The following is a 15077-nucleotide window of genomic DNA, read 5'->3' as shown; positions in this document are numbered from 1 at the left end:
GACGGCCTTCACTGCTGTTGCAGTCGCAGGCCTCAAGGTGTGGGGCGTGTAACCGCCGTTCCTCCCAGGGCAGTGAGGATGTTGTTGAAGATCGCCAGAACCCGGTCGCCCATTGGGGTGACGAATACAACCACGACCACCGCGACCATCGCCACCACGATCGCGTATTCGATGGCCGAGGCGCCCTCGGTACGGGCCAGCAGCAGTCGCGCGCGAAGCAGCAGATATTCAAGCAGCATCAGATACCTCCCGGCTGCATAACGCAGCCATGCATTCTCGCTGGCTCACGGTGTGGGACGGGTAACGGCAGTGCCTCCGAGGGTAGTCAGTACGTTGTTGAAGATGGCGAGTACCTTGTTACCCAGCGGAGTCACGAATGCCACCACTACCACGGCGACCATCGCCACCACGATTGCGTACTCAATGGCGGAGGCACCTTCGGTACGGTCAAAAAACAGGCGCGCCCTGAGCAACAAATATTGAAGGATCATCCTAGCTCTCCTTTGCGCCAGACGGCGCCGATGGAACCGCACCGAACCCATTTCCCCGGTGCTAATTGAGCATTGTCAACAAAACAGGGCCCAGCAACTGTAAGAACGGATTAATCACTAAGTATTAATCGGAAAGTAAACGCCAGAAACCCAGACACTGTTGAGAGCGTTGTACTTTTGTCAGCTATTTTTTGACCAGGTAATGGCATTTCGTCCTAGCTCAACTACCTTCACATAGCGAAATAGTTGCATGTTCATAGCTGCCTGATTGCGAATCGACTCGTTTGGAATCACGGGCTGTCACGGGCTGTAGTGCAGCAGGAAAGGGAGAGCCTTCATGAACAGTCGCGTCACTATGGGCCTGGCAGGACTTCTTTTGGTCGGTGCGGTGTTTTTCGGGTACTGGGGCCTGGTGCTCAGCCGTCAACCCGAACCCGCTCCAGCCGCAGCGCAACCACCCACTCCCAGCACCGTCGTCGAGCAGACTGCCAGCACCGCCGAAGACCAGACGCGCCAGCCGGTGGTGGTGCTGGTACACGATGTCCCGCCGTTCGTGCCCCTGGCCGCCAGCGACCTGGCCCTGGAGAAACTGCGCACCGCCCCATCGGGCAGCCTGAGCGCCATCGACCAGGCCGTGGGCCGTACTCCATGGCGCCAGCTGAGCGCCGGCACCTGGCTCAACGAACAGAGCTTCGCCAGCGGCGGCGCCCTGGCCCGGATGATCCACAGCGACGAGCGGGCACTGGCGGTAGCGATCGACGAGGTGATCGGTGCAGCAGGCCAGCTGAGCCCCGGCGACTATGTGGACGTCCTGCTGTTCTTGCGCCAGGACAGCGCCAACCCGCAACAGTCGGCGCAGATCGCCGTACCGGCGATTCGCGTGTTGGCCGTGGGCGAACAACTGGGGCTGACCAACGACGGCCAACCGGGCAGCGCCGTGAGCAACGACGAACGGCTCAAGCAAGATCAGCGCCGGATCAACGCCCGCACCGTGGTCCTGGCCGTGCCCGAGCAACTGCTGAGCCGGATGATGCTGGCCACCCAGGTCGGCGTGCTGCGCCTGGCAGTGCGCAGCAGCGAGGAGCAACGCCTGGCCCACTACTGGGCCGGCAACGAAGAGGCAGTCGAGCATCTGGATGCCGCCAGCAGCAACCTGTTCCAGTTCACCCAACTGGCCCTGGGCCGCGCTCCCCGCAGCCCGGTCGCCCAAGGCACCGCGCCACGACCGGCGGTGGAGGTGATCCGTGGCAACCAGGTCACCCAACAGACCCCCTGATCGAGCAAGGATGCAATACATGCGCAGTCGCTCCACGCCCACCCTCATCGCCCTGCTGGCCCTGGCCCAGCTGCTCTGGAATCCGGTCCAGGCCGCTCCGGCAACGGGCTGCTCGGGCCTGGCCCCGTTGCCCGGGGTCTTGGAAGTCGGCGAAGGCCTGCAACAGCAGTTGCAATCGCCGGTGGCGATCACCCGGCTGGCAGTGGGCGACCCGAAGATCGCCGACGTCCAGGCCACCGGCGACCGGGCCTTTCTGCTCACCGGCATGGGCCCTGGAGCCACCAGCCTGATGGTCTGGACCGCCTGCTCCAGCACTCCACGCCAGAGCATGGTGTTCGTCCAGGGCCGGGCCAGCGCCGAGATGCAGGCGGCCCGCGTATCGAGCAGCGCTGATGCGCCGCTGCCCAGCCAGGTGCAGACCGATATCCGCTTCGTCGAGGTCAGCCGGACCAAGCTCAAGGAGGCCAGCGTCTCGCTGTTCGGCCGCGGGCACAATTTCCTGATCGGCTCGCCGAACACCGCCCCGGTCACCAGCGGCACCTCCGGCAGTACTACGCCAGTCTTCGGCAGCATTCCCCTGAACAATGACTCGTTCAACATCGGCTTCGGCGGCGGCCGGGTGCTGACCCTGATCAACGCCCTGGAAGGCAGCGGTTTCGCCTATACCCTGGCCCGCCCGAGCCTGGTGGCCCTCAATGGCCAGAGCGCGAGTTTCCTCGCCGGGGGCGAAATCCCCATCCCGGTACCCAGCACCGGCAGCAACAGCGTGACCATCGAATACAAGGAGTTCGGCATCCGCCTGACCCTGACTCCCACCATCGTCGATCGCGGGCGCATCTCGCTGAAGGTCGCCCCCGAGGTCAGCGAGCTGGACTACAGCAACTCCGTGGCCATCGCCGGCACTCGGGTGCCGGCCCTGACCATCCGTCGTACCGATACCAGCATCTCCCTGGCCGACGGCGAGAGCTTCGTCATCAGCGGCTTGATCAGCACCCGCAACAGCTCCCAGGTCAACAAGTTTCCCGGGCTGGGCGACCTGCCGGTGCTCGGCGCCTTCTTTCGCGACAACTCCATCAGCCGCGAAGAACGCGAACTGCTGATGGTGGTCACCCCGCATCTGGTCCAACCCCTGGCGGTGGATGCCAAGCTGCCGGCCCTGCCAGGGGAACGCTTGCGCAACTACGATCCGAATTTCTATCGCATGTTCTTCCTCGAGAACGGCAACTTCGATAAACGCAGTGGGCTGTCGCAATGAGCCAGAACCAGAACCTGAGCCAGACCTTCCTCGCCATCACCCGCAACAGCACCGACCTGGAATGGCTGCAGGGCGCCCTGGCGCCCCTGGGCCAGGTGGTGGGCGCCGATGGCAGCCTGGACGAGTTGCTGGCGCTGGTGGACGTGACCTGCGCCAACCTGGTGTTCGTCGGCCTCGACCGCGAGCACGTGGTGGCCCAGGCGGCGCTGATCGAGGGCGCCCTGGAGGCCAAGCCGATGCTGGCGATCGTCGCCCTGGGCGATGGCATGGACAACCAGCTGGTGCTCAACGCCATGCGCGCCGGGGCCCGCGATTTCGTCGCCTACGGCTCGCGCTCCAGCGAGGTCGCCGGGCTGGTCCGGCGCTTGAGCAAACGCCTGCCGGCGGTCACCCCCAGCACCCAGCTGGGCGGCCTGACCGTGCTCTACGGCGCCCAGGGCGATGGTGACGGCGCGCTGCTGGCGGGGCATCTGGCATTGGTGGTGCAGAAGAGCGGCCAGCAGACCCTACTGCTGGATCTCGGACTGCCCCGGGGCGACAGCCTGGCCTTGCTGGGCCTGGAGAGTTCGTTCCACTTCGGCGATGCCCTGCGCCACCTGCGCCGCCTGGATACCACCCTGATCGACAGCGCCTTCACCAGCGCCGAGGCCGGGTTGCGGATCCTCGCCTACGCCAGCCACGACGAGCCCCTGGAACACACCAGCGCGGCGGAGCTGTACATGCTGCTCAGCGCCCTGCGCCAGCACTTCCAGCACATCGTGGTGAACCTGGTGGGACAACCGGACAGCGAGGCCCTGCGCACCTTCGTCAGCCACTGCGACAAGCTGCTGTGGTGTACCGACCAGAACGTGCTCGACTGCCGACGCAACCTGGAAGTACTCAACCACTGGCGGGAAAAAGGCATGAAGCTGGAGCACGCGCGCCTGTTGGTGGACCGCTACCTGCGCTCGGTCGCCCCGGACTCCGACACCCTGGGCAAGACCTTCGGCCTGGAGGTGATCGCGGTACTGGCGTTCAGCCCCGAGCTGCGCCTGAACGCCAAGAACCAGGGCGTCACCCTGTTCGAACTGGGCCCGCGCGAACAACTGACACAAGCCCTGCGGACCCTGGGTGAACGCCTGGCCAAGCGTTCCCAAGGCCTGCCCCAGCCCAAGGCCGGCTGGCTGAACCGGATCATGGGGGGCCGATGAGCGGAGAAAAACTCTTTGGCGCGTCGAACCGCGCCAGCGGCAACGCCGACCACGAAGGCCTGAAGCTGGTCCTGCATCGCTACATCATCGATGCCATCGAGGAGTCGGGAAAGAACCTGCTGGAAAGCTCGCGGCAGAACCTCTCGCAGTTCGTCACCGACAAGGTGGCCGAATACATCGCGCGCATGCACCTGGCCATTTCCCGCTATGAAATGGAGCGCCTGGCGGAGGAGATCGTCGATGAGCTGACCGGCTTCGGCCCCCTGGAAGTGCTGCTGCGCGATCCGGCGGTGACCGAGATCCTGGTCAACGGCCCGCACCGGGTCTTCGTCGAACGCGACGGAGTGCTGCACCAGAGCGACCTGCGCTTCATCGATGCGCACCACGTGGAGCGCGTGATGCAACGGATCCTTGCGCCATTGGGCCGGCGCCTCGACGAATCTTCGCCGATGGTCGATGCACGCCTGCCAGACGGCAGCCGGGTCAACGCGATCATTCCGCCGATCGCCCTGGACGGCCCGTGCCTGTCGATCCGCAAGTTTCGCAAGGACATGCTCAAGAGCAGCGACCTGATCGCCATGCAGACCATCGACCAGGCGATCTTCGAGTTTCTCCAGGACGCGGTGGGCAAGCGCTGCAACATCCTCATCAGCGGCGGTACCGGCACCGGCAAGACCACCTTGCTGAACATCCTCAGCCAGTTGATCAATCCCCATGAACGCCTGGTGACCATCGAGGACGTGGCCGAGCTGCAACTGGGACACCCCCATGTGGTGCGCCTGGAAACTCGTCCGCCCAATGCCGAGGGCCATGGCGAGGTCAAGGCCAGCGACCTGATCCGCAACGCCCTGCGGATGCGCCCGGACCGCATCATCCTCGGCGAGATCCGCGGCGTGGAGGTGCTGGACGTGCTGACGGCGATGAACACCGGCCACGACGGCTCCATGAGCACCGTGCATGCCAACAATGCCCAGGATGCCCTGCTGCGCCTGGAGACCCTGGTGGGCTTGACTGGGCGCCACGTCGCCGAGCGCACCCTGCGGCAGATGATCTGCGCGGCCCTGGACGTGGTGATCCAGCTCAGTCGCATGCCCGACGGCCGCCGCTGCGTCAGCGAGGTGGTGGAAGTGGTGGGCATCCGCGACGACATCTATGTCACCAATACCCTGTTCCGCCTGGATCGGCGCACCGGTTTCGGTTTCCTGCGCGAGGCGCTCAACCCCGCCGGGGACAAGCTGCGCCGGGAAATCGGGCTGGGCCTCAACTGAACCGCCGGGGGGGAGCCATGATCGCGCTGTTGCTGACCATGATCTGCCTGTTCTTGCTGGGACTGTCCGGCTGGATGTTCTATCACGGCGTACGCAAGACCGAGCGCGAGCGGGTGCTCAGCCGCCTGGCCGAAGGACAGCCCGACCAGGCACCACCCCCCAGCTCCTGGACCGGCCTGGAACGCACCTTCATCCGCGCCGGTCTGGGCCAGCCAGGAGAGCGCCTGGGGTTGTGGCTGGCAGCCTGGGCCCTGTGCATGCTGCTGGGCTATCTGCTGGCCGACTGGCTCGGCCTGCTGGGCGGTGCCCTGGGGCCACCCATACTGCTGCGCCTGTACGTCAGCTGGCGCTACCAGCGGCGGATCAGGCGCATGATCGAACAGCTGCCGCCCTTGCTGGACCACAGCGTGCGCAGCCTGAAGTCTGGGCGGACCCTGGCGGATGCGATCCTGGGGGCCATCGAGTCGAGCAACGACCCGCTCAAGCAAGCCATGGGCCGGGTGCAGCGCAACGTGCAGCTGGGGGTCAACCTGCCGGAAGCGCTCAGCGACTTCGCCGAGTTCTACGATCAGGACGAACTGCGCATGTTCGCCCTGGGCCTGAAGGTCAACCATCGCTACGGCGGCAATGCCAGCGAGCTGCTGGAAAACCTGATCAAGTTGATCCGCGAGCGCGAGCAAGGAGCCCGGCAACTGAGCGCGATGACCGGGGAAACCCGCATGACCGCCTGGGTCCTGGGCGCCTTGCCATTGCTGTTGGTGGGTTACTTCATGTTCACCAATCCCGGCTACATGCTCGGCATGTGGCATGACCCCTCCGGGCAGAAGATGCTGATCACCGCCGTGTGCCTGCAGATCGTCGGCTGCCTCGCGCTGTGGCGCATGCTGAGGAGTATCTGAAGTGTTGCTGCTAGCGGCGCTGCTGCTGTTCCTCGGAGCCGCGTTGTTGCTTGGCAACATCGTGCTGGAGCAACGCCGGCGCGAGCGCCAGATCGCCCAACGGCTGCAGGGTCACATGACCCGCGACAGTCGCCTGGGCAGCTGGCTGCGCCTGCTTGGCGAAAGCCGCTTCGGCCAACGCGCGGTGAGCATGGACAGCGAGACCCAGACCCTGCTCAACCGCCTGGGCTGGCGCCGCGCCAACCAGCGCTCGCTGTTCGCCGCCCTGCAACTGGCCACGCCGCTGGTGGTGGTTTGCCTGACCCTGTTCATCCAGGAAGTGGCCTACCCTAACGCCACCAACAAGTGGCTGCTGCCGATGCTCTCCGCCGGTGCCGGCTACCTGCTGCCCAAGCGCGCCCTGGCCTACTTCGCCCAGCGCCGGCAGAAACACCTCGCCCTGGAGATCTCCACCTTCATTCCACTGCTGCGCATCCTGTTCGAATCGGGCATGGCCGTGGAACAGGCGCTGCGGGTGCTGAGTACCGAGGCGCAGAAACTGCTGCCGGAGCTGACCCATGAGCTGCGCCTGGTCCTGGCACGGGTCGACTCGGGCCTGGAGCTGGGCCACGAACTGAACCAGACCGCAATTCTGCTGGCGGTGGATGAGTTCACCGACACCTGCGTGATCCTCCAGCAACTGATCCTGCAAGGCGGCGGCGCGATGAAGTCGCTGCAAGCACTCAAGCAGTTGCTGGATGACCGGCGCCTGACCCGCCTGCAGGAATACATCTCGAAAATGTCGGCCAAAATGTCGGTGGTGATGATGCTGTTTCTCTTCCCCGCCCTGTTGATCGTCCTGGCCGGGCCAGGCTTCACCGCCATCGCCCGGGCCTTCGCGTCCTAGAGGAAACCTGATGAAACCACTGATCGCCATCGCTTGCCTGGCACTGCTGGGCGGTTGCGCCAGCAACGGCCAGGCGCCCTGGGCGGCCCTGACCAGCTCCAGCAGTTGCGCCAAGCTCAGCTCCGAACAGGAACTGACGGTGAACCTGGCCGACGACATGACCAACGATGGCAAGCTGTACGCCGGCCTGGCCAACCTGCAGAGCCTGCCGGACAACCTGGCCGAGGTCCGGGTGCGCAAGGCCCGGGTCTATCGCTTGCTGGGCCGCAGCGAGGCCGAGCCGCTGTATCGCAGCCTGCTGGGGTCATGCCTGGCCGCCGAAGGCGAACACGGCCTGGGCCAGCTGGCCGCTGCCCGGGGCGACAACGGCCAGGCCCAGGCGCACCTGCAACGGGCCGCCAGCCTGGCGCCGACCAACGAGAAGATCCGCAACGACCTGGGTGTGGTCTACCTCAACCAGCTACGACTCGAAGACGCCCGCTTCGAGTTCCTGACCGCCATCGAGCTCCAGCAGTCCGATCCCTTGGCGGCCATCAACCTGGTGACTCTGTTGCTCTACCAGGACAACTGGCAGCAGGCCTCGCAAGTGGTCAGCCGCGCACGCCTGAACCCACAGCAGTTCGCCCAGGCCCAGGCCCGCGCCGAAGAACTCAAGACCTCCGCAAAACCCGTCGCCAAGGTGACCCAGGTGGCCAGTGGCGCGGCCAGCCTGCAACCCGACGCCATACCTGCCAAGGAGCGCTGAAGATGAAACTGTCCATGCTCTGCTGCCCCCTGCTACTGGCCCTGCCCCTGGCGGCCCAGGCCATCGACCCCGGCCCGGCCTCGCCCCAGCAGCAGGAGACCGAAGGCTGGCTGCTGCTGCAAAGCCGCAACCTGCAAGCCTCGCCACAACCACAGAGCGCCACCGCCCGCGAACAGGAACTGGCGCTGCAACGCTGGCTGAAGAAATACCAGTACGAGATCCCGGACTTCTACGATCCGGATGCCGGCGGGAAGATCGATACCAAGTAACTGGCAAGGCGTCGCCTGGGGCCGCAGGCGCCAGGGATCAGTGCTCGGTGACGCGCTGGCGCAGGCCCGAATTGCTCGGCGACAGGGCCAGGGCCAGCTGCGTGCGGTTGTGCATGTGGGTCAGGCGCAAGACCTGGGAAACATAGAGTTTGACGGTGTTCTCGGTGATACCCAGCTCGCAGGCGATCTGGTAGTTGGTCTGGCCCTTGCCCACCAGGCGAGCCACGTCCAGCTGGCGGGGCGAGAGCTGGTTGAAGATCGTCGGGATCTCGACGGTATCGGCATCGGCCCCTGGCTCAGCCTGGGCTCCAGGGTCGGCGGGGCTGCGACGGACCTTGTCCAGGTCCTGGTAGAGATCGTCGATGGACTCCGAAAGAAACTGCAGCTTCTGGTTGAGCTGCCCCAGGTGCAGGCTCTTCTGTCGCTCCTGCAAGGCAGCCTCCTGGCGCCGCAAGCCTTCGAGCAGCTCTGCCAGGTCGATGGGTTTCTGGTAGTAGTCGGCTACCCCTACCCGCAGGGCCTTGATCACATCCTGCTTATCGGATTGACCAGTGAGCATGATGGCCTCGAACACCCGGTGCTTGCCGGCGATGCGTTGCAGTTCCTGCACCAGCTCGATGCCGTCCAGGTCGGGCATGTGCAGGTCGAACAGCACCAGGGCGATCTCCGGATACCTGGCGAAGCTGTCCACCGCATCGCGACTGGATTGGCAAGGCACGCAGCGATAGCCGCTGCCCTCCAGGAACTCGCAGAGTTCCTCGACGATCAGGGGTTGATCGTCCACCACCAGCACTTTCATCTGTGAAGTGAGCTTGTTCACGTGTTACTCCGTGCGGGCCCGGCGCCGACCGGCCACTCCTGTGTGCCTCGCATGATCCAGGCCGCTGAACTAGAACCTAGACCTACTTTCCGACTATGTACATAGCGTTAAACGGCCCGGCGACTAATGGGCCACCATCACAGTTAAGACCATTCCAGCCAGGACAAAAGGCGCGAAGGGATATTTTTTTGACGGCCGCGAAGGCTCCTCCCGGACAGATGGCCCAAGTGCCTGTCTGGCCGAGCTGCAAAGCCGGACAAACAACCACCAGAGCCCACTGCATAGCCCGGCGCCGATGAACGCGCCCAGCACATGCTGGAGATCGGAGGCCAGGCCCAGGGCCGCCATGAGCTTCACATCCGCCGCCCCCATCTTGCCCATGGCATAGCCGGGCAGGGTCAGCGCCAGGGCCACCGCCAGGGCCCAGCCCCCTTCGGCGGGCGATGCTCCCAGCCAGGTGCTGCCGGCCCACGCCAGGTACAGCGCCGCCAGCAGCGCAGCGCCCAGGGTCAGGATGTTGGCGATCCGCCGTTGGCGCAGGTCCTGCAGCGCACAGAGTGCCAACCAGCTCCACAAAACCAAGAAATGCATCGGCCAGAACAGTCCCTTTCGGCGGTTTGATCCTATGCTCAATGGACATAGTGGTTGTCAGGGTAGACGCACTCATGAAACCGGGCCTCCCTAGAAAACAGAAAGGCGCTGCGGCAATCGAGTTCGCGGCGGTTTTCGTGATCTTTTTCGCGGTGTTCTACGGCCTGGTCAGCTACAGCGTGCCGCTGTTGATGATGCAATCCTTCCACCAGGCCACCGCCGAGGCACTGCGCCAGGCCGTCAAGGTCGACCCCAATACGCCCAACTACGCCACCACGGTGCAGAACCTCGCTCTCGGCGTGGTGCAGGCCCAGACCGGGTGGATTCCGTCGGCCTTCAACTTCGGCGCCAACGACTACAGCGCGACCTACAGCAGCGGCGTACTGACTGTCAGCGTGAACTATCCCATCAGCAAGCTGAACCAGGTGATGCCCCAGGTGGTGCTGCCGCTGATCGGTCCGGTGCCCAGCTTGCCCAGCAGCCTATCCGTTCAATCGAGCTTGCAATTTTGAGTCCCGGCGACAAGCTCTTCGGGCGTTTCCTCGGCCGCCCGCCAGCGGCCAGCGACCCTGCGCCAGAGCCCCCTATCCAGAACAGCGGCTTGCTGCTGGTCCTCGATGCGTCTGCAAGGGTGCTGAGCATTGCCGGGCCTTTGCGTCACGCCCTGGCACAGTTGCCGCCCAGGGCCGAGCCGACCCGACTGGTCGACTACGTGGTACCCGCCAGCACCCAGGCCCTCGAAGGCGGTCCCGCCGACTGGAGCGGCCAGGTGCTGGACCTGCAATTGCGCGGACTCGCCGGCCAGATCCTGTACCTGCGCGGTTGGGTCCAGCAGCAAGGCGCAAACTGGCACCTGCAATTGCTGGACATCGGCGACCTGGTCCAACAACGCCAACAGGCATTGTGCCGCGAGCGCAGCCAGATCTTCGCCGCCCAGAGCAGCGAACAGATCCGCCAATGCAGCTTGGTGCGCCTGCCGGAAGTACTGCACGACCTGCTCGCCGACCTGGCCCATGCCTGGCATATCCCCTGCCTGGGCCTGGCCTTGCTGGACGAACAGGAACAGGGCTGGGTGATCCACAGTTGCTACCACGCCCACGACGCCCCGCGTCTGTGGCAGGACGGCCAGCCCCTGGGCAGCGGCCTGGACAGCCTGAGCGGCAACACGCCACTGCGCCTGAACCAGATCCACGGGCTGGACGAACACCCACGCCTGCAAGGCATCTTCGCCCACCGCGAAGGCTGGCTGGTGCCCTACCGCGACGACCATGGCGTAGCCGCCTGGCTGCTGTGCGGCGGCTACGCCGTCCAGCGCCAGGCGCCGGAGCTGCTGGAGCGCGACTGGCTGATGCTCACCGCGGCCCTGGCCGGACCACTGCTCGGGCGCCTGCGCGAACATCGCCATCATTTGCAGATGGAACGCCTGGATGCCCTGCAGGGGTTGCTGGGTGCCGGCTGGTGGGAGCTGTTCCCGACTACCGCCGAGGTGCAGCTGGCCAGCCAACTGGCCGCCAGCCTGCACTTGGCCGAGGGCCACGGCCGCCTGGGCCTCGAGGCCTGGCTGGAGCTGTTCCACCCGGCCGATCGCGCCGAGTTGGCCAGCCGCCTGCAAGCGTTGCAATTGGGCAAGCCATTGCTGCTCAGCGTACGCCTGCACCATGGCGATCCTGCCGGCGCGCCACTCTGGTATCGCCTCCAGGGCCAGGTCCTGGGTCGGGGGGAGAGCCAGCGGCTGGTGGGTTTCATGCTGGATATCAGCGACATCAAGAACCAGCAGCAACAAGCCGCAGCAGCCCACGCCCGGCTGGACAACCTGATCGCCAGCTCGCCAGCGGTGATCTACGTCCAGCGTTATGTCGAAGGCGCGCTGCAACCCAGTTTCTTCAGTGCCAGCCTGCAACCGCTGCTGGGCTGGGGCCTGGAGGACTGCAACGACGGCAAGCTGGTGGAACGGGTGCATCCCGAAGACCACGACCTGTACTTCCAGCGCTGCCGGCAGTTGCTGCGTGAAGGCAACGTGCATACCCGCTACCGCCTGCAAGACAGCCATGGCGCCTACCACTGGGTGCTGGACGAAGCCCGGCTGCTGCGCGACGACCTGGGCCTGCCGGTGGAAGCCGTGGGCCTGTGGCTGGACGTCACCGAGGCGACCCTGGCCGCCGAGCAGGTCCGCCAGAGCGAGGAGCGCTACCGGATCCTGGTGGAAGACTCGCCGGCGATGATCTGCCGCTACCGTCCCGACCTGACCCTGACCTTCGGCAACCGGCCCCTGGCGGCCTACCTGGAATGCGCCGCCCAGGACCTGCCGGGCAGCAACCTGGGCCAGTGGCTGTCCGCTGAGCAGCGTGAGGGGTTCGAGCGGCGGATCAAGCTGCTGAGCCCGGAATACCCCGTGAGTACCGCCGAGATCAACTTGCAGCTGCCGGGCCGCGAGCATGCCTGGTGGGTGTGGTCCGATCGCGGGGTGTTCGATGACCAGGGCCAACTGCTGGAGATCCAGGCCGTGGGCCGCGACAACACCGAGGTGCGGCGCTCGCAGCAACAGCTGACGCAAAGCGCGAAGATGGCCACCCTCGGCGAAATGGCCACCGGCCTCGCCCACGAGATCAACCAGCCGCTGAACGTGATGCGCATGGCCATCGTCAACGTGCTCAAGCGCCTGGGTAACGGCGACGTGCAAATCGACTACCTGACCGACAAGCTCAACCGCATCGACGCCCAGGTCCAGCGCGCGGCGCGGGTGGTGGATCACATGCGGGTGTTCGGCCGGCGCTCGGAGGTGGAGCAACAGCCCTTCAACCCGTCCCAGGCCATCGAGGGCACGCTGTCGCTGCTGGCCGAAGGCATGCGTGGCAAGGGCCTGGACCTGCGGATCAGCGAGCTGGACTTCGAGGTCCAGGTCATGGGGTTCGTCGACCAGCTCGAGCAGGTGCTGATCAACCTCTTGGTCAACGCCCGGGACGCCCTGCTATCCAGGCGCCAGGCCCAGGGCGACTTCAAGCCGTGGATCTCGGTGCATGGCCAGCGCGACGAGCAGTGGGTGCGGTTGTGGGTCGAGGACAACGGCGGCGGTATCGACCCGCGCCTGCTGGAACGGATCTTCGAACCCTTCTTCACCACCAAGCCGGTGGGCGTGGGCACCGGGCTGGGCTTGTCGGTGAGCTACGGGATCATCGAGAACATGGGCGGACGCCTGAGCGTGACCAACGGCCCGGACGGCGCGCGCTTCTGCATCGAGCTGCCGATAGTCCCGGCGGATCAGATCACCAGGTAGGCCTTGCCGGTCTGGCCACAGGTCAGGTTGGCGCCGACCTCGACATCCATGAGGTTGACCCCCAGGCCCGACAGCAGGTTGTTCAGCAAGGGATCCAGCAGCGGGCTCAGGAGACCGGTGATCACCGGCGTCAGCAAGTTGGTGACCCCGTTGATGGCTGACGCCAGCCCCGTGACTATGGAACCCAGGGGGGTTCCGTTGACCGGTTTGTAGACCACCAGGTTGATGCCGGCCAGGGTGCCGGCCAGGCTGCCGATCACGTTGCTGGTGGGCGCCGCCGTCTGGTAGCTCGGGGTCTGGTTGACATTGGGCGGTACCGGATAGGGCGAGGTCGAACTGGAGTACACCAGGTCCTGGCTACTTTGCCCGACCTTGGAATCGACCATGATCGCGATCCCACCGCCAGCGTAGTGCACCACCGGATCGCAATGCCCCGGCAGCACCAGGAACTGGTAGCAGGTGCGGATGCCCAGGTCCACCAGGGGCAGTGGTGTCACCGTGGGTTCGGCGGAAGAAGAAAAGGCATTGGTGGGATCGATCAGCCCGACCTTGAGGTCGGCCAGGGAGCTGGTGGTGTGCACGCTCAGGCTCTTGGTCCCGCTATTGCCATTGACCGGACAGCTGTAATCGGTGACGTAGGCGACCGCCCCACCGGCATCCAGGCTCAAGTCGATCTCCGATGACGGCGCCAGGTCTGGATACAACTGCTGGCACCCCGCCCCCAACAGGCACAGTGCCGAGCCCAGGGTCTGCACCAGGTTCAGGCTCAACAGGCTGTTGAGTACCGGCGTCAGCGGTGCCACCAGGTTACCCACCGCGGCATTCAAGCCCGAGACCAGCGGCAGCGACAGGTTGACCCGGACCAGGGTCCGTATCTGGGCGGTACGCACGTAGATCCGGTTGGGTCCGGTAGGGTCGAGCTTGGCCAGGGCCGGATTGCCGACGGCCGACAATTGAGGTGGTTCGATGACCTTGGTCTGCACGCTGATGTTGGCCAGCCCCAGGACGTTGATCGGCACTGTCGCAGCCACCGCGCTGTTGCTGTTGGATAGCTGGATAAAGGCCTGCACCAACTGGAACAACTGCACACTGGCATTGAGTGCCGTGCTCGGCAGGCCGGTCTGCAGCTTGAGGATATCCCCCAGCTTCAGCGGTGCGGCATTGAGCGCGGCGATCTGCAGGTTGCCCAGGGCGGTGAGGATGTCGGCCGTCGCGCCGTTGGCCTGGACCACGGTGATCGCCGCCTGGATCAGCTTGGTCAGGGTGGTGGTGGTATTGAGCAACTGGGTGTAGTTGCCTGCCGCTACATCGAGATTGATCGCCAGCTGGTCGAGGAAGCTCAATAGGTTGATGTTGGTATTGAGCAGGCCGTTCCAGCCCACGGCCGTGAGGTTCAGGCTGCCGCCCAGCAAACCACCCACCAGTGGATTGAGAATGCTCGACTGCGCGGTGCTGACCGTGCCCAGGGTACTGCGGATGCTCAACTGCGCCACCGGCGGCGTCGGCGCCGCGGCCACTGCCGTGGCACTGAGCTGGGTGGTGAGGTTGATCGGGCCCGGAGAAAACAGCGCGACGACTCCAGCGGCCACGCTGATGGGCACGGTGTTGCTGACGATCACTCGTACCGCCACCGCTTGCGTGGGATTGACGGTGAAACTGCGCAGGCCGTTGGCGCCGGTGACCAGGGTGCCGCAGCTGGCGGCCAGGGTGCTGCTGCCGGCAGTAGGAGTGAAGCCGTTGCGAGTGGCGTTCTGGTTGGCATAGGCGGCGGCCGTCAGGCCGGCCTGGCAGGTGCCACCGCGACTGACCGCCTCCAGGGCGGCATTGTCGGCGACCCGTTGCAGCTTGCGTTGTTCCAGGTACAACCGGCCGCTGTCCACCACCAGCAGCATGAACACCAACGCCAGGCCGAAGGTGACCGCCGCCATCAGGCCGATGGCGCCACGCTGGCGGGCAGGACCGGAAAACCGCTTGAGGGGAGACATCGAGGCACTCCTTTACCGACATTCAGCCCAGGGGCTGCCTCCATCGATGCCAAGCAGTGTAGTCAAGCTCCACCGCCAGCGCTGGCAAGGTGCCAGCCCGGCTGACTGACGGCGCCGCGCCCCGGCGC

The 15077-nt window shown here is 65.4% G+C and carries 15 protein-coding genes; 10 read left to right on the top strand and 5 right to left on the bottom strand.

Annotated elements, in window-relative coordinates:
* Positions 1-32: 32 nt before the first annotated feature.
* Both AC3WK8_RS22305 and AC3WK8_RS22300 read right to left on the bottom strand, forming a co-directional pair.
* On the bottom strand, positions 33-239 hold the full coding sequence (locus AC3WK8_RS22305) for a Flp family type IVb pilin (RefSeq protein WP_085595328.1): 207 nt from the start codon (positions 237-239) through the stop codon (positions 33-35).
* Positions 240-284: 45 nt separating this feature from the next.
* Positions 285-491: a Flp family type IVb pilin gene (locus AC3WK8_RS22300; RefSeq protein WP_085595330.1), complete on the bottom strand. Its 207-nt coding sequence runs from the start codon at positions 489-491 to the stop codon at positions 285-287.
* A 337-nt stretch (positions 492-828) separates the two neighbouring features.
* On the opposite strand from AC3WK8_RS22300, the gene cpaB reads away from it, so the two are divergent.
* Genes cpaB through AC3WK8_RS22260 form a run of 8 tightly spaced genes read left to right on the top strand, consistent with a single transcriptional unit; the run spans position 829 to position 8279 of the window.
* A complete protein-coding gene (gene cpaB, locus AC3WK8_RS22295; RefSeq protein WP_103325854.1) occupies positions 829-1767 on the top strand; it encodes a Flp pilus assembly protein CpaB in 939 nt (312 codons plus the stop codon).
* 19 nt (positions 1768-1786) lie between these two features.
* Positions 1787-3022, top strand: coding sequence for a type II and III secretion system protein family protein (locus AC3WK8_RS22290; protein ID WP_103325855.1), 1236 nt, complete (start codon positions 1787-1789; stop codon positions 3020-3022).
* Complete coding sequence (locus AC3WK8_RS22285) at positions 3019-4212, top strand: CpaE/TadZ family protein (protein ID WP_022642087.1); 1194 nt, start codon at positions 3019-3021, stop codon at positions 4210-4212. The genes AC3WK8_RS22290 and AC3WK8_RS22285 overlap by 4 nt, the downstream gene beginning before the upstream one ends.
* Entirely contained in the window at positions 4209-5480 is a 1272-nt protein-coding gene (locus AC3WK8_RS22280; RefSeq protein WP_053132208.1) for a TadA family conjugal transfer-associated ATPase, read from the top strand. Before AC3WK8_RS22285 ends, AC3WK8_RS22280 begins: the two co-directional genes overlap by 4 nt.
* Before the next feature lie 17 nt (positions 5481-5497).
* Entirely contained in the window at positions 5498-6379 is an 882-nt protein-coding gene (locus AC3WK8_RS22275) for a type II secretion system F family protein (protein ID WP_103325856.1), read from the top strand.
* A gap of 1 nt (position 6380) precedes the next feature.
* The gene (locus tag AC3WK8_RS22270; RefSeq protein ID WP_103325857.1) at positions 6381-7265 is read left to right on the top strand and encodes a type II secretion system F family protein; all 885 of its coding nucleotides are present in this window, start codon (positions 6381-6383) and stop codon (positions 7263-7265) included.
* A 10-nt stretch (positions 7266-7275) separates the two neighbouring features.
* Positions 7276-8010, top strand: a complete 735-nt coding sequence (locus tag AC3WK8_RS22265) for a tetratricopeptide repeat protein (RefSeq protein WP_085595340.1) — start codon at positions 7276-7278, stop codon at positions 8008-8010.
* Between the two features lie 2 nt (positions 8011-8012).
* On the top strand, positions 8013-8279 hold the full coding sequence (locus tag AC3WK8_RS22260) for a DUF3613 domain-containing protein (RefSeq protein ID WP_103325858.1): 267 nt from the start codon (positions 8013-8015) through the stop codon (positions 8277-8279).
* Positions 8280-8316: 37 nt separating this feature from the next.
* Here the strand turns inward: AC3WK8_RS22260 and AC3WK8_RS22255 are convergent, their stop codons facing one another.
* Positions 8317-9099, bottom strand: a complete 783-nt coding sequence (locus AC3WK8_RS22255) for a response regulator transcription factor (protein WP_103325859.1) — start codon at positions 9097-9099, stop codon at positions 8317-8319.
* Between the two features lie 123 nt (positions 9100-9222).
* Positions 9223-9690, bottom strand: coding sequence for a prepilin peptidase (locus AC3WK8_RS22250; protein WP_085595346.1), 468 nt, complete (start codon positions 9688-9690; stop codon positions 9223-9225).
* A 74-nt stretch (positions 9691-9764) separates the two neighbouring features.
* Between AC3WK8_RS22250 and AC3WK8_RS22245 the strand changes: the two genes are divergently transcribed.
* Positions 9765-10202 carry a TadE/TadG family type IV pilus assembly protein gene (locus AC3WK8_RS22245; protein ID WP_085595348.1) on the top strand — a complete coding sequence of 146 codons (438 nt, stop codon included), beginning with the start codon at positions 9765-9767 and terminating at the stop codon, positions 10200-10202.
* Positions 10199-12964: an ATP-binding protein gene (locus AC3WK8_RS22240; protein ID WP_103325860.1), complete on the top strand. Its 2766-nt coding sequence runs from the start codon at positions 10199-10201 to the stop codon at positions 12962-12964. The genes AC3WK8_RS22245 and AC3WK8_RS22240 overlap by 4 nt, the downstream gene beginning before the upstream one ends.
* Here AC3WK8_RS22240 and AC3WK8_RS22235 read toward each other — a convergent pair.
* The gene (locus AC3WK8_RS22235; RefSeq protein ID WP_103325861.1) at positions 12949-14949 is read right to left on the bottom strand and encodes a pilus assembly protein TadG-related protein; all 2001 of its coding nucleotides are present in this window, start codon (positions 14947-14949) and stop codon (positions 12949-12951) included. The genes AC3WK8_RS22240 and AC3WK8_RS22235 overlap by 16 nt on opposite strands.
* Positions 14950-15077: the final 128 nt, after the last annotated feature.

It is taken from the genome of Pseudomonas sp. FW507-12TSA (assembly GCF_058781435.1).
The sequence above is the reverse complement of the archived record's forward strand: the minus strand, read 5'-3'. Positions and strand labels throughout refer to the sequence as shown.